Here is a 19,558-nt window from a genome sequence, read left to right as displayed (position 1 = left end):
GGGTGATTCAGTATATTGATCAGCAACTTGTCGTTTCAAAAACGATTAATTTTGCAAATGCAGAGCAGATCTACCAAACAGGCTTAAAGCATATTCAACAGCATAAGAATTTTCCTTTAGTTGTTGATTTGGGCCAGCTTGAACAGGGCAATACTTTATCTTTGGCGGTACTGGTGCAATGGTTGCGTCAAACGCCAGAAAATAAAGGCCTGCATTTTAAGAATGTGTCTGAAAAAATGCTGAAAATCATCCAAGCCTGTCATTTACAAGATGATCTGAAATTGATTTGATATTACTTATTCATCGAGAAAAGAGAGTTACCTAACTCTCTTTTTTTGTTTTGGGGTAGAAATGGGATATGTATCTGATATGGAAAGAATACGTTCAACAATAGTCAATACGGTAATCAATAATGATCTATTTTGCGATGACTGTAATCTTTATTATTTTGAAAAGGCGGATGGGACAAAAAGACATCAAGCCGTAAGCACATTGCGTGATGATGTAAATTTACATGTTATTTTTTCAATACCTACGAATACACATAATATTTATATTACGGTTTCTGATGGTGATGCTAATTTAATCAGGCAGCTATTTGCAACACTTGAAGATCTTGAAGGGCATGAGCAAATAGGTATTGGTTGTGTTCAGCTGTTTGATGACACTCGCCTTATAGAAAATGATGTAAGAGGAATAATCTTATTGCCAATTATTACATCGAATATTTTAAATTTTTTACCCAATCAATTCGAAATTAATGAGGTAAATTATAATTTTATTCTTGTTGTTTTCTTAAGCACAAAAGAATATCAACAATGGAAAACAAAAGGGCATGATGCCTTAATCGATTATTTTATTGAGAATGAAAAAGACCTTATTGCATTTAATTTATCATAAGGGGAAAGAATATTTTGACCTTGGCCAAAATATCCTAGTGATAAAAATATTAAATCCATTTCTTCCAACGGAAGTAAAGTGTCGGGCCAATCAGGAAAGTTAATACCAGCGTAATCACGATCCAGAAGCTGGTAGTGCCATGAGAAAAAGGCAAAACCTCTGTGTTCATACCATAAATACTGGCAACCAGCATTGGAGGAGCAAGCATACTTGGGAGAATAGAGAAGCGTTTGAAGGTCTCATTCATCTCGGTATTGGCAAAACCAGTGGTAATATCCAGTAAGAATTTTAGTTTTTGAAACAGGAAGGTGTTGTGCTCAAGTAGAGAGCGTACATCTTCACTCATTTCTCGAATATCAGGATCGTAAATATGACTGCCTAGAGCACGCGGTCGGGAAAGAAAAGACAGGACTCGGCGTAAGTCGGTCAGACAGAGCTGAGCTTTTCCTAACATATCTTCCTGATGCGCGAGCCGTGTGATCATATCATCCAGATCAAGGATCTGTTCACGATGGTGGTCGTTTAAAACCTCGGCTGAATATTCTTCTAAATACTTATGCGTGTCTTCCAGAATATCTGAAAGTTCATCCAGTTTAGATTCAAGTAGACCTAATAAAATCCATACCGGATCTTTATAGTCGATGCTGTAATCATTGCGTCTTGCACGAGCGCGAAAGGCCCGAAAGGCAACCAGTTTCTCGCCACGTAGCGTGATTAGTTGCGTTTTATCAAGTAGAAAAGCAACCGTGTGGACGGTCGCTGCGAGTGTATTCTCGAGGTCTTCTTGTTCACGATCAGATTGAAAATTTTTATTCTTTGTTAAAAAATAGGTACTGATATGCAAAATTCCGTCATCATCACGGTAGAATCGTGCCGATGAGGAAATATCTTCAAGTGACTTTAAGGTAGGTAGGTTTCGCTCATACGCATCCAGAATCCATTGTTGTTCTTCTTGGGATGGGGCGATGAGATCGATCCAGACCAGTTCAGGATGAAGGTCGAAACTGCCATTGATTGTTGCATCTTCTAGACTACCGCGCTCAGTGGCATAAAAGGCTTCAAGCATGTCTTTTTTCCTTGCGCAGTCGATGTAAAGTTTCCGGTCTTTTACCGAAAAGCAGCGTGTATTTTAGACAAGGATGAAGCGAAAAACACTTGCCTAAACGTTATTTTTTCAAAAATCTTGTTACATAGCCTACTTTATCAGCATGACAGTTCTATAAAACGGTTTTAATTGTATGAATTCTATATGTGTTTTCTGTGGTTCCTCTCTCGGGAATGATCCTGTTTTCAAGCAAATGGCTCAGTTGACAGGGCAGATGATTGCAGCGCAAGGCAAAACGCTGGTCTATGGTGGTGGACGTTCGGGTCTGATGGGTGTGGTGGCCGATAGTGCGCTACAGGCTGGCGGTCGGGTAATTGGTGTGATTCCCCATGCCTTGGTGGATCGAGAGCTTGCCCATACGGGTTTAACCGAATTGTATCGGGTTAACAATATGCATGAGCGCAAGACCAAAATGGCTGAGCTATCTGATGCATTTGTGGCTTTGCCGGGCGGTGCGGGAACACTAGAAGAAATCTTTGAGCAATGGACTTGGAGTCAGTTGGGAATCCATCAAAAGCCTTGTGCTTTTTTAAATGTAAATGGTTTCTATACCGATCTGCTGAAAATGCTTCAAGCCTCAGTTGACAGTGGCTTTACCCAAGCACGTTTTGTGGACAAGTTAATTGTGGCAGAACAGATTGAAGAAGTTCTAGAGGCATTTGCTGCTTATCAGCCTGCGACCCCAAAGTGGCTATCCACCACTGAAATTCAGGCTTGAGGATAAAATTGTGAAAACTATTACTGTTGCTGCCGCCATTATTTTGAATAAGCAAAATCAATTACTGTTGGTCCGTAAGCAAAATACGCATGCCTTTATGCAGGTCGGTGGTAAGCTTGAGCTAGATGAGGCACCTGAAGTGACGATTCAGCGTGAAATTCTGGAAGAAATTGGCTGCGAATGTGAGTTAAAAGAATTTGTCGGTGAATTTAGAACAGCGGCAGCCAATGAACCGGATCATGCTTTAATTAGCTATGTATATGCGGTTGAGTTAAAGCAGGCACCACAAATTGCAGCCGAGATTGCTGAGATGAAGTGGATTGATCTGGATGACCAAGCGACGGTATTGGCGCCTTTAACTAAAGAAGTTGTAATTCCGTGGTGTCAGCAGCATGGTTTGAATTAATTTCTTGATCCTGTGCGGCTGCCAGACACAGACTATAAACCTGTTGGCAGCCGAGTTGTTCAAGCACTTGTGATAAAGCCGTAATTGAACTGCCTGTTGTGACCACATCATCAACAATCAGAACTTTGCGATAACGAATCTGGTTGGGTGCCTTAGCAACAAATTGCTGTTCAATATTTTCTAGCCGTTCCAGACGGGATAAGCCTTTTTGAGAATGTTGGGCCAAACGTTGTACTGGCTGCCAGACAGGGATATTTAAATGCTGACTTAGAGATTGTGCCAATAAAAGTGTCTGGTTAAAACCACGCTCGACCAGACGATCTGTGGAAATAGGCATAGGCACAATCGCATGAACTTTAGGAAGTCTGACTTGTAATAACAGGCCATTCAATAAACGTTGATGGTGTAGTTTCTGTTCATATTTAAACTGTTGAATGATGCGGTCAATCGGATACTGATAATGACAGGCCACCAGAATTTGCTGTTGATTCCGTTCAATGCTTTGTTTGAACCACGGTAATTGTTGCCAGCAACTCTGACAAACACCAAAGTGCCGTTTCATACCAATATCACACAGGTTACACGGGGTAAAATAATCAAATAGCTGATGTGCGGACTTCCCCAATAATTTAAACATAGGCATATCTTGGGGCTTCAGGTAACCAGCGTTTGAGCAGGCCTTCTGCATGTTGTGGATAGTCTTTCAGGATTTGCTCTGCCACATAATGCGCTTGGGTGAGCAGATGGTCATCTCGTTCTAGGCGAGCCACACGAAAGCCCATATCGCCCGTTTGTTTGGTCCCTAACAGTTCACCGGGACCGCGAATTTCCAGATCTTTTTCTGCAATCACAAAACCATCATTACTTTCTCGTAAAATCGAAAGTCGTTCTTGCCCATTTTGTGATAGCGGCGTTTTATAGAGTAGGGCGCAGAAGCTGGCTGTAGCACCACGACCTACACGACCTCGTAGCTGGTGTAATTGAGATAGCCCTAAACGCTCAGCATTCTCAATCACCATAATCGAAGCATTGGGCACATCGACACCTACTTCAATCACCGTGGTGGCAATCAACAGTTGTGATTGATTGTCTTTAAAGGCTTGCATGACCGCTTGCTTTTCATCGGCTTTCATCTTGCCGTGTACCAGCCCAATATTGATATCTGGGAAGCGTTCTTTAATCTCTTGGTAGGTTGCTTCCGCGGCTTGGGCATCCAGCGTTTCGGATTGCTCGACTAAAGTACACACCCAATAAGCCTGTTTACCTTCACGACAATTGGTTGCTATGCGCTGTAATACCTGTTCCCGACGTTCGAGTGGAATGGTGACGGTCTGAATCGGAGTACGACCTGGCGGCAGCTCATCAATAATCGAGGTATCTAGATCTCCATAGGCACTCATGGCTAAGGTGCGGGGAATTGGTGTTGCTGTCATCACCAATTGATGGGGGGTGAACTGATCAGCGCCTTTATTGCGCAGGGCAAGGCGTTGATCAACCCCGAAACGGTGCTGCTCATCAATAATGACCAAACCTAATTTAGAGAAGCCCACTGTATCTTGAAACAGGGCATGCGTGCCTACGATCAGTTGGGCATGACCTTCTTTAATTTGTTGCTCTGCCTGTGTTCTAGCCTTGCCTTTTTGTTTGCCTGATAGCCAAGCCACCTGAATGCCTAAAGGCTCAAACCAGCGTTTAAAGTTTAAATAATGCTGTTCGGCCAAAATCTCGGTCGGCGCCATAAGTGCCACTTGCCAATCTGCTTCCAGCGCATGACAGGCTGCGACTGCGGCGACTAAGGTTTTGCCAGCGCCTACATCACCTTGTACCAGACGTAACATCGGTTGATCTTGCTTAAGATCCTGCAAGATTTCCTTAGAAACGCGTTTTTGCGCATTGGTCATCTGAAAAGGAAGGCCTTCTAATAATTTCTTGGCCAATACTTTGCTGCTACTAAAACGTGGCGCTGAAATCTGACGGATATAAGCTCGACGTGTAAGTAAACTGATTTGATGCGCCACCAGTTCTTCAAAAATCAGACGCTGTTGTGCAGGATGTGAACCTTGATTGAGCTGCAACATGTTGGCATCGGTTGGCGGCTCATGGATGTAATGCAACGCCTCTTTCAGTTCGTAGCCATTGCTATATTTGCTCGGCAATAATTCGGGCAGATCATCACTGTGATGAGTGAGTGCCTGACGCACGTACTCACGTAATTTGGGTTGGGTCAGGCCTTCGGTACTTGGATAAATCGCAGTAAGCTGGGTTTTAGGCAGGGCAGTATGTTGCTGGATCACTTGAATTTCAGGATGATACAGTTCCATACCGCGTGCACCAACGCGCACCTCACCAAAAATGCGCAGGCGTTGCCCCATTTTGATGCGATCCGTTAAGCCTTTATAGATATGATAGAAGCGTAAGGTGACCTTTCCGAAATCATCTTGGACCAGTGCAGCAAGGGATTTCTTTTTTCCGGGTGGGAAGTCCACAGAGCGAACCTCACCTTCAAGCAAATAACTTCGTCCAACGACCAGCTGATTCATTGGAATAATAGTGCTACGATCTTCATAGTCACGGGGAAGATGGAACAACAAATCATCCGTACTAAAAATATGAAGCTTTTCTAAGAGGGTCGCTGCGGCAGCACCAACGCCTTGTAATTGCTGAACTGATGTCATCTCTGGTCAAAGGTGTGTATGCATATTTTATTTATTGGTTATGGTAAAACATCTCGGCGTGTCGCTAAACACTTATTTGAGCAAGGTCACCACATTAGCACAATAAGTCGCAGTGCAAAAACAGATTGTTACGCGACCCATTACATTCAGGACATCCAGCAACTTGATTTGACCAAGCTTCCTCCTATACAGATGGTGTACGTACTGCTTGCACCTGCTCAAAGCGGTATCGAAGCCTATCAGCAGACCTATATCGACAGTGTTGAGCCTATTGCTCAGGCCTTAAAAGAGCACCCGGTACAGCGCATCGTGATTGTATCTTCAACCCGCGTCTATGGTGAAAATGCGGGGGAGCGCATTGATGATGAGAGTGAGATTCAACCTGCTGATCCGCAAGGACATCTGCTTCGACGCATGGAGCTGATGTGGCAGCAACATTATCCGCAACACAGCATTATTGTTCGTCCTACAGGAATATACGGCACTTCCATTGCCCGACTCCGAAAACTGGCGGAGCAAAGCTCGACTTATCCTACGGTTCATTTCAGTAATCGTATTCATATTGATGACTTGGCGAAGTTTTTAGCCTTATTGGTTAATTTGGCTCAAGTCGAAGCCAGCTATATTGTCACCAATAATTTACCTATTCCGATGCATGAAATTTTGTTGTGGTTTCAACAGCAATTAAATTTAGCACCTTTAAAATTACTTTCAGAACAACAGACTGGCAAGCAAATCTATGCCACACGATTGCCAAAAACCGGATTTAAATTTGACCATTTGATTTGCTTTAATGACTACGCTGCGGCTTTATCTGTCCATAGTAATGAAAAATAATTCGACTACACTGTAAAGAAAGCTTAAAGAGTTGGTATGGATTTTGAATCATAACTATCAACAGATTCCGGAAAGGAACTGCCTGAGTTGAGCACGAGGTTTGCTGTAGGGTGTAAAAGGGTGATCAATGAGAAAAATAATGTGCATGGGCCTGCTTGGATTAATAACAACAGCGAGTTGGGCGACTGAACAAAGCTGGTGTGTATTTGATCCATTGGGTACACAAGGAGACATAAGCCGCCGTTTACAGGATGTTCGTGCATACGCATTACAAAATCAGGTGCAGCTCAAGCTTAAAGTCTTTAAAAATGAAAAAAATGCGATACAGTCCTTTGAGCAAAAACAATGTTCTGGTTTGGTGGCTTCAAATTTTAATACGCATCGCTATAACCACTTTATGGCGACAACGGGAGGGATTGGACTGATTCCGAATAATCGTGTGGTGCGTGCCTTTTTACAACTGTTAACTCATCCCAATGTGGAAAAGCGGATGGTCGGTTCAGATTATGAAATGTTGGGGATGATTCCGATAGGAACCGCTTATATGATCATGAATACCCAGCAGATCAGTAAAGTGTCACAACTGAGGAATAAAACCATTGGTATTCTGGCCGATAATCCACCACAGTTGGCCTTGGTGCAAAGTGTAGGTTCGAAACCGATTTATGTCGATTTCTCTAATGCGGTTGATTCATTTAAACGTAAAAAGATTGATATTCTGGCGGCTCCTGCCTATGGCATATTGCCGTATAACTTAAAAAAAGAATTTGGTGAGTCGACACAGGTGGTGAATTTTCCTGTGGCCTACTTTGCCATGAATATTGTGATTCGACCTCAGGCTTATCCTGTTGATTTCGGTCATCAGATACGGACGTGGTTTGTCAATAATAGCAATGTCCTGGCTGCACAAGCGATCCAGTGGGAAAATCATTTACCGGCTTATTACTGGGCGGATATCTCGGGTTATGAAAAGCAGGGATATGATGCTTTGGTGGCCAAGATTAGTAAACGTTATGTCGATGCAGGCTATTACGATGCAGACTTTGTCGAGTTGATTAATCGGCTGCGTTGTCAGGATGATCCTAAATATCTGGGCTGTCGTCGTTAATAGCGAAAGAAAAAGGCAACCGAAGTTGCCTTTTTTATGCTTATGCTTTCTTACGTTTTAGGCGACGTTTGGCTTGTTGTGATGCCATTGCTTCCAATGCCTCAGCCAGTTCTTCATCACTAAAAGTGGTGATGTGCTGTAGCATTTGTAAAGTGGTTTCATCCAGCACTAGTTGTGCACCAGCCGCCATTTCACTGAAATTATCATCATACTCAATGAAGCCTTGCTCATTGTTACGAATGTAATTTTGCTGAGTCAGGACTTTAATAAAGCTTTGGAATAGTGCTTTATCGAAGAACTCTGGCGAGTTGAATTCATACAGCACAGACAGACGTTGACCCAGTAAATGGCTTAGTTCTTCCACTTGTTTGGTTGAGATATTGCCTGAACCACGTTGTGTAATCAGTGCCAGCGTCATGTAGTAACGTTCTAGGCTCTGTTTGACTGGCATTGCCAATGTAACCAGTTTCTGATGTTCTTCGCTGTTTGGCGTTGGGCTAAACAGATTGCCTTCGTTATCTTGGAAAATCAGACCAATCTTCACCAATGCGTCGATATAGCTGTCAATTTGCGGCTGTAATTCATTGGCCTGCCATTTCATAAACAGTTCAGCTTTCAAGAATGGATATAAGGTGCGAATCACGTTGCTTAAATCATTCTTGTGAATTTTTCCGTTGTGCTCAACCAGCGATGCGACCAGCGACGGTAATACAAAGGCATGCAGGATGTTATTACGGAAGTAAGTCAGCAACACAGCCTGATTGTCTTCAATCGCAATAATATCGCCTAATACATGTTGTACGCGTTTAATCAATTTCAGCTTGAGACCATAGGCAACAATTTCTTTACCTGATAATGAAGTCACTTGAGTGCGTTCATCATAAGGTTGCTGGGTTGCCAAATCACGATAGATGTCGAGTTGTTTTGCACAGATCTCTTCATCTAAAGTGTGTTTTGGTGTTGCAAGCAAGATTAAAGAAAGCAATGAAACAGGATTGATCACCACAGCACGGTTGATATTTTCCAGAATCAGATGCGCTGAGTCTGCAACGACCGTTGAAATCTCGGTAGAGCTTGGTACGTCAGTCGGGTTTTGCTCGATATTATTCTGCTTCAGGATGTCATTCAGGAACACAGGTTCGCCGAAGTTCACATGCACTTTACCGAAGATGCGTTCAATTTTGCGTAAGGTTCTTACAATACCAAAAATTGACTCGGCTTCTTTCGGCTTACCTTGCATTTCACCGACATAGGTTGAGCCTTCCATCAGACGCTCATAACCGATATAGGTGGGAACAAATACGATTGGTTTGGCAGGGCCACGTAAATGCCCTTGAATGGTCATCGCCAACATACCTGTTTTCGGCGGTAATAAACGCCCTGTACGTGAACGGCCACCTTCAATGAAGTATTCGATTGGGGTGTTACGCGATAAGATGCTGTATAAATATTCTTTAAATACAGATGTATAAAGTGCATTGCCACGGAAAGAGCGACGAATAAAGAATGCACCGCCACCACGTAATAACTGGCCTACAAATGGTAAGTTGAGGTTATCACCTGCTGCGATATACGGAATCATCAAGCCGCGTTTATAAATCACGTATGACAATAATAAATAGTCGATATGGCTACGGTGGCAAGGGGTGTAAACGATTTCGTAGTCTTTTGCCAGTTCACGAACCGTACTGAAGTTATGGACTTCAACGCCGTCATAGAGCTGTGTCCATAAACGGGTTAAGGCCATGTCGGCAAAACGGACTGCAGATGCCGAGTAATCAGAGACGATTTCATTGACATAGCCAATTGCACGACGTTCTGCTTCGAGCATACTGATTTTATGCTGAATGCTTTCACGACGAATCGCATCTTGCACTTCAGGTGACTTGATTACCGATTGCATCACATTACGGCGATCTGATAAATCGGGGCCGAGAACCACTTCACGCTGTTGATCGAGGTAAGTGTCTAGTGAGCTGGCAATATAGGTTGCTGGTGAAACATTTGGATGATTGGTCTTGGCGTAGTCAACCAGTTCACGTAGCGATTGTGGTTCATGAAACTCTAAATAAGATTGTCGGCCATGCAGACCAATATTCATCAACTGTTTGACTGTACCCGGGGTTGCCCATGTATCAGAGAATAAAAGTTTGAACCAGGAATCTTCTTTATCTGGCGAACGTCCCCAAAGTACTGTAACAGGCACCAGTTGAACATCAACATCAGGATGTTGTTCAAGTGCTTCAACAAGTTGTAAGAGGCGAGGAGGGAAGGTTTGCGTATTAAAGAAATTATTTTCGTTGTGATGTAAAAACAGGACTGAGTTTTTTTCTTGGTAAGATCCAAAACTCAACGGATCCAGTGCCGGTTTTAAATTGAGGCGACGGGTTTCACCATCGACCACCAATGCGTTACTACGCGAATAATTCTGTAAAACATAGCAAACTAACTTATTTGATTCTGTTGTATTTTGCTCTGCTGTGGTGGATTCTGTAGGAACTTCACCAAGAACATGTGGGGTTACCACCAGGTCAAGTAACTTACTCGAAAGTTGGCGATACATTTGACCAAATCCAGTCTTGGACATTACAAACTCCTAAATCATAATCCTGGCATCGATTCATGATGAACACGACATTCTGCGGTATTCTTACATAAAACGGTATGTTATTTTCTGACAAAATATAGCGTATTTGGTAGATTTTATCGTTAAAAATCGTATTTTTAGCAGTTATAAATACGATTAACGTGACGGATGAATCATTTTATCCTGACCATTGTCATTTGAATTTGTGGCACAATCAAAATTATCAACCCTGAAAGGATTGGTTGATCTCTCCCCATTGATGTTGGAAGAATATTACATGAATGCGTTAACTCAAGAATTGGTTGAACTTTTGACTCTGGAAAAGCTGGAACAGCATATTTTCCGAGGCAATAGCCGCAATTTGGTAGGCAAACGGGTATTCGGCGGACAGGTGCTTGGACAGGCTTTGAGAGCAGCGTCATATACAACGGATCGTCCAGCACACTCTTTACATGCCTATTTCCTGTACGGGGGCGATGTCAATGCACCGATTATTTACGAAGTCGATCCGCTTCGTGATGGCAAGAGTTTCGTTAGCCGGCAGGTTCGTGCCATTCAACATGGACGCACCATCTTTTCTGCGATGGTATCTTTTGCCAATCCAGAAGAAGGGCTGAACTATCAGCATAAAGAGCCGGAATATCCTGCACCTGAAACATTAAAGTCAGAAAATGAACTGAAAGAAAGCCTGATTAATTTCGTACCTGAAAATGTGCGTGCCAGCTTTATGCGGGAACGTCATGTCGAGATTCGTCCAACGCAGTTGATCAATCCGTTTCAGCCTCAGCCTGAAGCTCCATTTTATGCGCACTATATTCGTACCCATGGTACGATTGCAAAAGATCTGGATGAAGTCTCATTACATCAGGCGATTGTCGCGTTCTATTCGGACTTTACCTTGATGACTACAGCATTGCGTCCACACGGTTTATCTTGGATTTCTCCGAATCTGCAATGTGCCAGTATTGATCACACCATTTATTTCCATCGTCCGTTACGTGCTGATGAATGGATGCTCTACGATATGGAGGCAACGGTGAGTGCCAGCTCTCGCGGTCTGAACTTTGGGCGGATGTGGCAAAATGGTCAGTTGGTCTGTAGTACAGTTCAGGAGGGTTTGATTCGGCTCAGAGAAATCGAAACCCAATAAAAATAAGCTCATACTAAAGCCATCATTATGATGGCTTTTTTAGCATAAGGCTGACAAAAAATTGCTCGATTCTTCAACATGAGCATGCCATAGTAAGGTGAAGTTAAAGAGCTTTATCAATCACAATGAATTTAAATACACAGATTTTGATTGCAGCCGTGCTCGGTGTAGCATTTGGTTTTCTGCTGATTGCTTATCCGCAAACGGCATTTGTTGACTACAGTCTATATGGTCTTGGTGTCTTAAGTAGTATCTTTATTGGCTTGCTGAAAATGCTACTGATTCCATTGATCTTTAGTTCAATTGTGGTGGGTGTTTCCAATTTACAGGCAGGCGGTCAATTTGGTCGGGTCTGGAAAATTACAGCGTTGAGTTGTTTTACCACCACGACTTTGGCTTTGATTTTAGGGATCAGTTGTGCGCATTTGTTTGATGTGGGCAAAGGTGTCGATATCCAGCTGTTTCAGGCTGCCATGGATAATCACCAGACACCCGATACCTTAACGCCGTCCAGCTTTTTCACTACTTTTATTCAAAATACCTTAATTAATCCCTTCAAAGCTTTTAGCGAAGGCAATGTGCTTGCCGTGGTGGTGTTTGCTTTATTCCTTGGCGTGGCCTTGGTCAAGGGTGGGGAGCGTTTTGCTTTAGTCCGTAATATCAGCCAGCAATTTTTTGACATCATGATGATGCTGGTAGGCTGGGTAATGAAGCTTGCGCCGATTGGTATTTTTGCGTTATTGGCGAAGTTGATTGCGACTGAAGATTTGTCCGTGCTCAGTCGTCTGGTCGAGTTTGCTGCGGTGGTGACAGGGACAACTATTTTTCATGGAGTGGTGGTGTTACCTGCCTTGCTCTGGATCTTCGGACGTATGAATCCGATCACCTTTTTCAGAGGTGCGAGAACTGCATTGGTCACCGCATTTGCGACCAGCTCAAGTTCTGCGACCATGCCATTGAGTATGAAATGTGCTCAGGAAAATCTAGGAGTGCGACCACAAACCGCAGGTTTCGTGATTCCACTGGGTACGCAGTTAAATATGGATGGTACGGCACTCTATGAGGCAGCCGCAGCTTTATTTATTGCGAATCTGATGGGACTGGATCTAAGTTTGACTCAGCAAGTTATCGTTTGTTTAACCGCGATGATTGCTTCATTAGGCGCACCAGGTATTCCAAGTGCAGGCATGGTCACCATGATCATGGTATTACAATCTGTGGGGTTACCCGCCGAAGCGATTGCGATTTTACTGCCGATCGACCGTGTCTTAGATACCGTGCGTACGGTGGTCAATGTACAGGGCGACATGATGATCAGTGTGGTGGTAGATCGTTATGCCAAACAGGCAGAGGCTGAAGCAAGTTAATCTGAATTGGAATAAAAAAAGCAGGAGATCACTCCTGCTTTTTTTGTCTTTAAAGTTTAAGCGGCTTGTTGTAAAGCGCGTTTTGCGGCTGGTGAATTGTTTAAGTAATTCACGGCATCTTGAGTATTACCTTCCTTAACAGGATCGTACCACGGCATTAAATAATCCAATTGCTGTGCCACTAACCATGCTGGACCCGGCAAAATTTTAGAATCTTTTAATGCAATCTTCGACCATTCAATCCATATCCATGGCTTGAACACACTTGGCTTCTTATCAGCGAAACGTGGATCCTGACTCATGATATGCGCTGCGCCGTCGACCCAGAGTCCTAAAACGCCCGCAATGACTGCAACACTGAGGTAATAACGTGCGATATAACTACCACCTAAATGACGGTAAAGATCAAAGGCAACGGTACGATGTTCAATTTCTTCCGATCCGTGCCATTTAATCAAATCAAGCATTTCAGGATCGGCGCCCAGTTCTTCCCAGCGTTTGTTGTAAAGCGCATATTTACCTAATACACAAGTCATGTGCTCAACGGTGGCAATCACTCCGAGACGGAATAAATCCCATTGATGATCAAGTGCTTTTGGAATTTCTTTACCGAAAGGCTTATCTGCCAAAGCTTTGGTGAATAAGAAATCCATGATGTCGAGATTGCGCTGAATATCGATATTGCGTTGGCTGAGATATTCTTTGTTGGCAGAGGTGTGCGCAACAGCATGCATGGCTTCTTGACGAATAAATGCCTGCACATCCTGTTTTAGTTTTTCATCGGTAATTTCAGGGAGGACTTTGTTATATAAACGGCAAAACCAAAACTCACCAGCAGGTAAAATATTGTTAATTTCATTAATAAAATAGCTGGCAAAAGGCTGGTTTGGAATCCAATCCACTGGTGTATTTTCCCAATCAAATTTAACTTTGCGCGGGAGGATTTTATAGTCAATCGAAGAACCAAGTTTGTTCTTCACAAATGATAGTAATTTCATTGTTGTTTAGTCCTAATCGATAGTGCAATGAACCAACACTAAGCAGTATATGTAAACTACCTAGTGTTTGTGTTTAGCAATTCGGGACAATTAAAAATTATTTAATGCATCAAGTTGCATAAAATGCATTTTTTATTCTTCTACGTCAGTTTCTGAGGCTTCAGGGATCTGATCGAGGTCAAATTCAGTCGGTTGATCGAGAGTAAAATTCAAGCGACCTGCCATCACACTGGCCAGTTCTTCTAAGCCGATTCGGTTCAATGACGAGAACAACTGAATTGAGAAATCAAGCTTCATCTTTTTCAACTGCTGTTTAACTTCTAACAGCACTTTGTTGGCAGGGCCACGGTTCAGTTTATCCGCTTTGGTCAACAGGATATGCACGAATAAATGACGTGAATGTGCCCATTCCAGCATCATCAAGTCAAAATGTTGCAATGGATGACGAATATCCATCAATAACACTAAACCTTGTAAGCTCTTACGGTGAATTAGGTAATTTTCCAATTCTTTTTGCCACACGATTTTCATGGCTTCTGGAACGGCCGCATAACCATAACCTGGTAAATCAACCAGACGCTGATCAGGGTTACCTAAACTAAAAAAGTTGATCATTTGAGTACGACCAGGTTTTTTAGAAGCACGTGCGAGTTGCTTTTGATTGGTTAAGGTGTTGATGGCACTGGATTTACCAGCATTAGAACGACCAGCAAATGCAATTTCATAGCCTGTATCTTCTACGCATAAAGACAGTTTTGGCGCACTCATCAAAAATTCAGCTTGGCGTAACCAGGTGAGAGACTGTACTGCATATTCAGTCACTGCAGGGTCAGCTTTTTTCTCATAACTGATTTTTTGTTTGGGAGCGAGTTTGGCTTTGGTGTCTTTGGATTTTTCACTGCGACGCATAGAAGCTTACTTTTGAATTGAAATAGCAACGACTATTATAAAGGATGTGACGGCTTCGTGCGAATCTTGATGTTGAAGTGCTTATTAAGCTTTCTGTGACAACTCTAAAAAGTTAATCTCTGAATGGATCGGAGAAGGAACAATACCGTGCTGAACCACTTCACCGAGCGTATATTGATTCAGACTTTGATAAAAGCTTTCTAGTGCCTGATCTAAAATACCTTTGAGGCCGCAATGGGAGCGTAATACGCAGGGTGGGGTATTGCACTCAACAATTTGATGGCTACCTTGCAAGGTTCGGACAATTTCACCTAACTTCAAGCTCTTGGCTTCAGGGTTTAGGCGAAGACCGCCTCCTTTGCCACGAATGGTCACAATCCATTGCTGTTTGCCCATGAAGTGAACCACTTTCACCAGATGATTTTGTGACACATGTAAGTCCTGCGCGATATCTGCAATCGTATACGGTACATCACTCGGGCGAGCGACATACATCAGGATTCTGAGTGCATAATCTGTAAACTTATTGAGTTGCATGTGGTTTCGCTCAATCTGGAGCAATAAATAGAAAAGGCTAGTCTATCACAGGCTAGCCTTATACAAAATGCGGTGTAAATTAGCTGAGCTTAACGCCACCTGTGCCAAAGGCTTCGCTGTGAATATTTTCAGCAGGGATGCCACGTGCTACCAGTGCCTTGTGTTGCTCTGCCATAAATGGCATCGGGCCGCATAAATAGTAATCGGCATTGACTGGTAATAGCGCTGCATCTAAGGTGCGGAGGTCTAAACGACCAGCGACATCATAATCTTCACCGAGCACATCTGCTGCATGTGGAAATTCATAAGCAGTGAATGTGCTCAAACGTGGAAACTTGCTTTTCAATTCATGAATATGCTTCTTCATGGCATGGACTTGGCTACTACGACATGCATGAATAAAGCTGACAGGCTGTGGCATATCTAAAGTCACCAATTGATTCAGCATCGCAATCATTGGAGTTAAGCCGACACCACCACTGATAAATACATTACGTTTGTTGCTGTCGATTAAATAGAAGTTTCCTGTCGGTGCAGACACTTCAATTTCTGAACCTTCAGCTAAACCATGTAATGTACTTGATACCCAGCCACCAGCAAGTTCACCTTTTTCATCTTCACGCTTCACTGAGATACGTAGGTAATCTGCCTGTGGGCTAGTTGAAAGTGTGTATTGGCGGGGTTGTCTTAAATTAAGCTCAGGTACGAACACACGAACTGAAATATATTGGCCTGCTTCATATTTTGGTAATTCACCACCATCAACAGGAGCAAGGTAGAAAGAGGTGATTTCGTCACTTTCTACGACTTTCTTGGCGATTTTGAAATTACGCCAGCCTAACCAGCTGCCTTTGGTTTGTTGATGTTGGTCATAAATTGCTTTTTCAGTACTGATAAATAAATCAGCCAATTGACCATAAGCCGCAGCCCATGCACCAATTAATGGATCTTCCATTGAAATATTCAGTACTTCACTAATGGAATGAAGTAGGTTTTCACCCACGATGCCGTAATCTGGTGACTGAATATTTAAGCTGACATGTTTATGCGCAATCAGTTCAACCACAGGTAAAAGCACAGAAGGATCTTCAATGTTCTCCGCATAAGCTAAAACTGCCCCCGCAAGCGCCTGTGCCTGTGCACCACTGCGCTGATGTCCCATGTTAAAGGTTTCTTTTAAATCAGGGTTGTTACCCAACATGCGGTTATAAAAGTATCCAGTCAGCGCTACGCCGTTTTCACGAAGAACTGGAACTGTTGCTTTAACAAGGTCAATTTGCTGCGGAGTCATAGGAGATCTCTCTTGGCTATCATTTATAAGATGTATTTAAAATATACCTTTAAAAATAGATTTGCAATGCTAAATTAAATAAAAGCCATAAAAAAATTAAGGGATAATAAATTATCCCTTAATTTTCAATTGAGTATTGTTTTATTTTTTACCGAAGAGGGAGCCGAGTAGACCACGCACAATTTTCTGTCCAGTACTGCCACCTAAACTACGCGCTGCACTTTTGGCAAATGTTCCCACGATATCCTGTGTCAGTTTTTCACGGTCACGCTGTGCTTTTTCAGCAGCTTTTTGCTGTTCACGGGCAAAACGTTCTTGCTCTCTGGTTTGTTGCTTGGCGAGCGCTTCCTGTTCTTTACTTTGTTGTTGTGCTAGATCATCGGCTTCTTTTTGCTGGGATTGTTGCAATACTTTCTTTTGCAGCATTTCATAGGCACTATCCCGATCCACCGCTTGATCGTAAACACCAGCGACAATGCTTTGTGAAATGATCACTTGGCGTTCTTCGGGACTAATCGGCGTAAATGATGAGTAGGGCGGCATTACCCAGCCACGCTCTACGATTTGTGGTGTGCCTTGTTCATCTAGACAGCTAATTAGTGCTTCACCAACTGCGAGTTCGGTAATGGCTTGATCAACTTTAAACTCTGGATTGGCGCGGAAGGTGTCTGCGGCAGTTTTGACGGCTTTCTGGTCTTTTGGGGTAAAAGCACGTAAAGCATGTTGTATACGATTTCCGAGTTGTCCTAAAACGCTTTCAGGTAGATCCAGCGGATTTTGAGTAATAAAGTAAATCCCAACACCTTTAGAACGGATCAGACGAACCACTTGTTCAATTTTTTGTTGTAAAGCTGGGCTGGCATTGTCAAATAACAGGTGAGCTTCATCAAAGAAGAACACCAGTTTTGGTTTATCCATATCGCCGACTTCTGGTAGTTGTTCGAACAGTTCCGACATCATCCAGAGTAAAAAAGTGGCGTACAGCTTCGGCGTATTCATTAGCTTGTCAGCAGCTAAGATATTGATATAGCCATGTCCATTGGTATCGGTCTGAATGAAGTCGAGGATATTTAGACTTGGTTCACCAAAGAACTGTTCTCCACCTTGATCGCCTAAGGCCAGTAAATTGCGTTGAATCGCGCCTAGACTGGCAGGAGAGAGATTGCCATATTCAGCTTTTAGTTCAGCAGCATTTTCACTGACGTAGGTCAGCATTGCTTTTAGATCTTTAAAATCGATCAGCAGTAAGCCCTGATCATCAGCAACACGGAACACGGCCGAAAGGACACCTTCCTGTGTATCGTTCAGATTAAGCATTTGCGCCAGTAGTAATGGGCCGATTTCTGAAATCGTGGTGCGGATCGGGTGGCCTTGTTGAGCAAATAAATCCCAGAAAATGACAGGGGAAGCGGCAAATGGAACGGGTTCAAGTTGTAAGGTTTTCAGTCGTTCATCAAATTTAGGATTACTCTCGCCAGCTTTGGCAAGGCTAGAGACATCGCCTTTGGCATCGGCGAGAAAGACGGGTACACCGAGTCTGGAAAAGCTTTCTGCCAGTACTTTCAGAGTAACGGTTTTCCCCGTACCTGTTGCACCAGCAATCAAACCATGTCGGTTTGCAAATTTAGAATGCAAAACAATATCTTGTGTTGTATCTGTGGTTTTTTTAGCAATAACGATTGGTGTACTCATTCTTCACCTGTTTTTTTGATCTCAATCGAGCTGTTTTAATGCGTTTTGAATATCTTGGATTAAATCTTCTGGATGTTCTAGTCCTATACAGAAGCGCACCAATAAACCTTGTTGTAAATGTGTATTTCCCAGCGAACGCATCTGCTTTAAATCATAGAGCATGGCTAGGCTGACTGGGCCACCCCAGCTAAATCCAAGTTTAAACAATTTCAAGTTATCACAGAATTGTCGAACCGCCGTCAAGTCATAATTAGCTTTAAAAATGACGCTAACCAAGCCTGCGCTTTTGCCTGTGGTACAAATGTCTGACCAGAACGAGTGACCTGCTGAATCTGGTGAGCTTGGATGTAAAACCTGACTAAATTGAGGCTGTTGTTTGAGCCATTCCAGTAATACACGGGTGCTTTGTGCTTGCTGTTCATAGCGGAGCGACATGTGAGCCAGACTACGTTGAATCTGAGCAGTATCATCGCCTGATACAGAGATCCCTTGAATGGCATGCATGCGATAGAGTTTGTGATGTAACTGTTGATCACGGGTCACCACTGAACCCATGAGAATATCGCCGCCGCCGCTTGGGTATTTGGTGAGTGCATGTACGGTGATATCGACCGCTAAATGTTCATCAGAGAAATCGAAGGCATTAAAAGCAAGTCCTGCACCCCATGTGTTATCTAATGCAGTGAGTACATTGGCTTGTTGGGCTTTTTTGACCAGATTTTTGAGATCGGGAAATTCTAAGGTGACTGAGCCAGCTGCTTCGAGCCAGATTAATTTGGCTTTCTCTGTAGGTTGAAAGCTGGCTGCATCAACTGGATTATAAATTTTTACGCTGATGCCGTACCGGTCTTGCAGATTATTCAAATGTTCAAGGTTAGGGCCATAGATATTGTCGGCGACCCATACCTCATCACCAGTGCTTAGAAATGTACTGTTCACCAGATTAATCGCAGATAAGCCGCTGGGTGCAAGCAGGCAATAATTTCCGCCTTCAATTCTTGCAATATTGTCCCCTAATGTAAAAGTAGTTGGGGTGCCGTGTGTGCCATAACTATAGTCATAGGCATCGGTCCAGTGGCGATCAAAAAGGTGCGCTGTTGTTTTAAAAATAATCGTAGATGCACGAAATAGGGGAGGCTGGATGGTTTCTATGTATTGAGGGGCTTTACGTGGTGCATGAATGAGATCGGTTTGTGCTTTATTGTGAGTTGTCATAGGGCAAAATTAAATCAATAGAATGCGTCTCAGGTTAAGAGAAAATGATGAAAGCTGCTAGTG

The 19,558-nt window shown here is 43.1% G+C and carries 18 protein-coding genes; 8 read left to right on the top strand and 10 right to left on the bottom strand.

Annotation, left to right across the window (positions count from 1 at the left end; genetic code table 11):
* Positions 1 to 2 precede the first annotated feature (2 nt).
* Both IEV36_RS07190 and IEV36_RS07185 read left to right on the top strand, forming a co-directional pair.
* Positions 3 to 290 (top strand): STAS domain-containing protein, encoded by a 288-nt coding sequence (locus IEV36_RS07190; RefSeq protein ID WP_005259845.1) that lies wholly within the window; start codon positions 3 to 5, stop codon positions 288 to 290.
* 61 nt (positions 291 to 351) lie between these two features.
* Positions 352 to 900: a hypothetical protein gene (locus tag IEV36_RS07185; protein WP_005259844.1), complete on the top strand. Its 549-nt coding sequence runs from the start codon at positions 352 to 354 to the stop codon at positions 898 to 900.
* Positions 901 to 949: 49 nt separating this feature from the next.
* Here IEV36_RS07185 and IEV36_RS07180 read toward each other — a convergent pair whose 3' ends face one another.
* Positions 950 to 1,966: a CorA family divalent cation transporter gene (locus tag IEV36_RS07180; protein ID WP_004775913.1), complete on the bottom strand. Its 1,017-nt coding sequence runs from the start codon at positions 1,964 to 1,966 to the stop codon at positions 950 to 952.
* Positions 1,967 to 2,138: 172 nt separating this feature from the next.
* Here IEV36_RS07180 and IEV36_RS07175 point away from each other — a divergent pair, with 172 nt between their 5' ends.
* Both IEV36_RS07175 and IEV36_RS07170 read left to right on the top strand, forming a co-directional pair.
* On the top strand, positions 2,139 to 2,723 hold the full coding sequence (locus tag IEV36_RS07175; RefSeq protein ID WP_005259841.1) for an LOG family protein: 585 nt from the start codon (positions 2,139 to 2,141) through the stop codon (positions 2,721 to 2,723).
* 10 nt (positions 2,724 to 2,733) lie between these two features.
* Positions 2,734 to 3,129, top strand: a complete 396-nt coding sequence (locus tag IEV36_RS07170) for an NUDIX hydrolase (protein WP_005259839.1) — start codon at positions 2,734 to 2,736, stop codon at positions 3,127 to 3,129.
* On the opposite strand, the gene IEV36_RS07165 is transcribed toward IEV36_RS07170, so the two are convergent.
* Positions 3,083 to 3,766: a ComF family protein gene (locus tag IEV36_RS07165; protein ID WP_005259838.1), complete on the bottom strand. Its 684-nt coding sequence runs from the start codon at positions 3,764 to 3,766 to the stop codon at positions 3,083 to 3,085. The two genes, IEV36_RS07170 and IEV36_RS07165, sit on opposite strands and share 47 nt — an antisense overlap.
* Entirely contained in the window at positions 3,759 to 5,804 is a 2,046-nt protein-coding gene (gene recG, locus IEV36_RS07160) for an ATP-dependent DNA helicase RecG (protein WP_005259837.1), read from the bottom strand. Before recG ends, IEV36_RS07165 begins: the two co-directional genes overlap by 8 nt.
* Positions 5,805 to 5,822: 18 nt before the next feature.
* On the opposite strand from recG, the gene IEV36_RS07155 reads away from it, so the two are divergent.
* Both IEV36_RS07155 and IEV36_RS07150 read left to right on the top strand, forming a co-directional pair.
* Complete coding sequence (locus tag IEV36_RS07155) at positions 5,823 to 6,641, top strand: NAD-dependent epimerase/dehydratase family protein (RefSeq protein ID WP_005259835.1); 819 nt, start codon at positions 5,823 to 5,825, stop codon at positions 6,639 to 6,641.
* Positions 6,642 to 6,768: 127 nt separating this feature from the next.
* Positions 6,769 to 7,749, top strand: a complete 981-nt coding sequence (locus IEV36_RS07150; protein ID WP_032863986.1) for a putative solute-binding protein — start codon at positions 6,769 to 6,771, stop codon at positions 7,747 to 7,749.
* Between the two features lie 40 nt (positions 7,750 to 7,789).
* Here the strand turns inward: IEV36_RS07150 and plsB are convergent, their stop codons facing one another.
* Positions 7,790 to 10,336: a glycerol-3-phosphate 1-O-acyltransferase PlsB gene (gene plsB / locus IEV36_RS07145; RefSeq protein ID WP_005259832.1), complete on the bottom strand. Its 2,547-nt coding sequence runs from the start codon at positions 10,334 to 10,336 to the stop codon at positions 7,790 to 7,792.
* 277 nt (positions 10,337 to 10,613) lie between these two features.
* On the opposite strand from plsB, the gene IEV36_RS07140 reads away from it, so the two are divergent.
* Both IEV36_RS07140 and IEV36_RS07135 read left to right on the top strand, forming a co-directional pair.
* On the top strand, positions 10,614 to 11,486 hold the full coding sequence (locus IEV36_RS07140) for an acyl-CoA thioesterase (RefSeq protein WP_005259829.1): 873 nt from the start codon (positions 10,614 to 10,616) through the stop codon (positions 11,484 to 11,486).
* 125 nt (positions 11,487 to 11,611) lie between these two features.
* Positions 11,612 to 12,853: a dicarboxylate/amino acid:cation symporter gene (locus IEV36_RS07135; protein WP_005259828.1), complete on the top strand. Its 1,242-nt coding sequence runs from the start codon at positions 11,612 to 11,614 to the stop codon at positions 12,851 to 12,853.
* Positions 12,854 to 12,909: 56 nt separating this feature from the next.
* Here IEV36_RS07135 and IEV36_RS07130 read toward each other — a convergent pair whose 3' ends face one another.
* The 6 genes from IEV36_RS07130 to IEV36_RS07105 form a co-directional block, all read right to left on the bottom strand.
* Positions 12,910 to 13,851 (bottom strand): metal-dependent hydrolase, encoded by a 942-nt coding sequence (locus IEV36_RS07130; protein ID WP_004775895.1) that lies wholly within the window; start codon positions 13,849 to 13,851, stop codon positions 12,910 to 12,912.
* 132 nt (positions 13,852 to 13,983) lie between these two features.
* Positions 13,984 to 14,760: a ribosome biogenesis GTP-binding protein YihA/YsxC gene (gene yihA, locus IEV36_RS07125; RefSeq protein WP_004775894.1), complete on the bottom strand. Its 777-nt coding sequence runs from the start codon at positions 14,758 to 14,760 to the stop codon at positions 13,984 to 13,986.
* A gap of 84 nt (positions 14,761 to 14,844) precedes the next feature.
* Positions 14,845 to 15,297: an RrF2 family transcriptional regulator gene (locus IEV36_RS07120; RefSeq protein ID WP_005259826.1), complete on the bottom strand. Its 453-nt coding sequence runs from the start codon at positions 15,295 to 15,297 to the stop codon at positions 14,845 to 14,847.
* A 79-nt stretch (positions 15,298 to 15,376) separates the two neighbouring features.
* Positions 15,377 to 16,588, bottom strand: coding sequence for an NO-inducible flavohemoprotein (gene hmpA, locus IEV36_RS07115; RefSeq protein WP_005259825.1), 1,212 nt, complete (start codon positions 16,586 to 16,588; stop codon positions 15,377 to 15,379).
* A gap of 141 nt (positions 16,589 to 16,729) precedes the next feature.
* Positions 16,730 to 18,280, bottom strand: a complete 1,551-nt coding sequence (locus IEV36_RS07110; RefSeq protein WP_005259823.1) for a helicase HerA-like domain-containing protein — start codon at positions 18,278 to 18,280, stop codon at positions 16,730 to 16,732.
* Positions 18,281 to 18,301: 21 nt separating this feature from the next.
* On the bottom strand, positions 18,302 to 19,495 hold the full coding sequence (locus tag IEV36_RS07105; protein ID WP_005259821.1) for a PLP-dependent transferase: 1,194 nt from the start codon (positions 19,493 to 19,495) through the stop codon (positions 18,302 to 18,304).
* Positions 19,496 to 19,558: the final 63 nt, after the last annotated feature.

This window comes from Acinetobacter vivianii (genome assembly GCF_014635885.1).
Classification (GTDB): domain Bacteria; phylum Pseudomonadota; class Gammaproteobacteria; order Pseudomonadales; family Moraxellaceae; genus Acinetobacter; species Acinetobacter vivianii.
The sequence above is the reverse complement of the archived record's forward strand: the minus strand, read 5'-3'. Positions and strand labels throughout refer to the sequence as shown.

Bases quoted from the DNA above. Each gene is read 5' to 3' on its own strand.
- IEV36_RS07185 (WP_005259844.1), top strand. From the start codon at position 352: ATGGGATATGTATCTGATATGGAAAGAATACGTTCAACAATAGTCAAT.
- IEV36_RS07180 (WP_004775913.1), bottom strand. From the start codon at position 1,966: ATGCTTGAAGCCTTTTATGCCACTGAGCGCGGTAGTCTAGAAGATGCA.
- IEV36_RS07175 (WP_005259841.1), top strand. From the start codon at position 2,139: ATGAATTCTATATGTGTTTTCTGTGGTTCCTCTCTCGGGAATGATCCT.
- IEV36_RS07165 (WP_005259838.1), bottom strand. From the start codon at position 3,766: ATGTTTAAATTATTGGGGAAGTCCGCACATCAGCTATTTGATTATTTT.
- recG (WP_005259837.1), bottom strand. From the start codon at position 5,804: ATGACATCAGTTCAGCAATTACAAGGCGTTGGTGCTGCCGCAGCGACC.
- IEV36_RS07155 (WP_005259835.1), top strand. From the start codon at position 5,823: ATGCATATTTTATTTATTGGTTATGGTAAAACATCTCGGCGTGTCGCT.
- IEV36_RS07150 (WP_032863986.1), top strand. From the start codon at position 6,769: ATGAGAAAAATAATGTGCATGGGCCTGCTTGGATTAATAACAACAGCG.
- plsB (WP_005259832.1), bottom strand. From the start codon at position 10,336: ATGTCCAAGACTGGATTTGGTCAAATGTATCGCCAACTTTCGAGTAAG.
- IEV36_RS07140 (WP_005259829.1), top strand. From the start codon at position 10,614: ATGAATGCGTTAACTCAAGAATTGGTTGAACTTTTGACTCTGGAAAAG.
- IEV36_RS07135 (WP_005259828.1), top strand. From the start codon at position 11,612: ATGAATTTAAATACACAGATTTTGATTGCAGCCGTGCTCGGTGTAGCA.
- IEV36_RS07130 (WP_004775895.1), bottom strand. From the start codon at position 13,851: ATGAAATTACTATCATTTGTGAAGAACAAACTTGGTTCTTCGATTGAC.
- yihA (WP_004775894.1), bottom strand. From the start codon at position 14,760: ATGCGTCGCAGTGAAAAATCCAAAGACACCAAAGCCAAACTCGCTCCC.
- IEV36_RS07120 (WP_005259826.1), bottom strand. From the start codon at position 15,297: ATGCAACTCAATAAGTTTACAGATTATGCACTCAGAATCCTGATGTAT.
- hmpA (WP_005259825.1), bottom strand. From the start codon at position 16,588: ATGACTCCGCAGCAAATTGACCTTGTTAAAGCAACAGTTCCAGTTCTT.
- IEV36_RS07110 (WP_005259823.1), bottom strand. From the start codon at position 18,280: ATGAGTACACCAATCGTTATTGCTAAAAAAACCACAGATACAACACAA.
- IEV36_RS07105 (WP_005259821.1), bottom strand. From the start codon at position 19,495: ATGACAACTCACAATAAAGCACAAACCGATCTCATTCATGCACCACGT.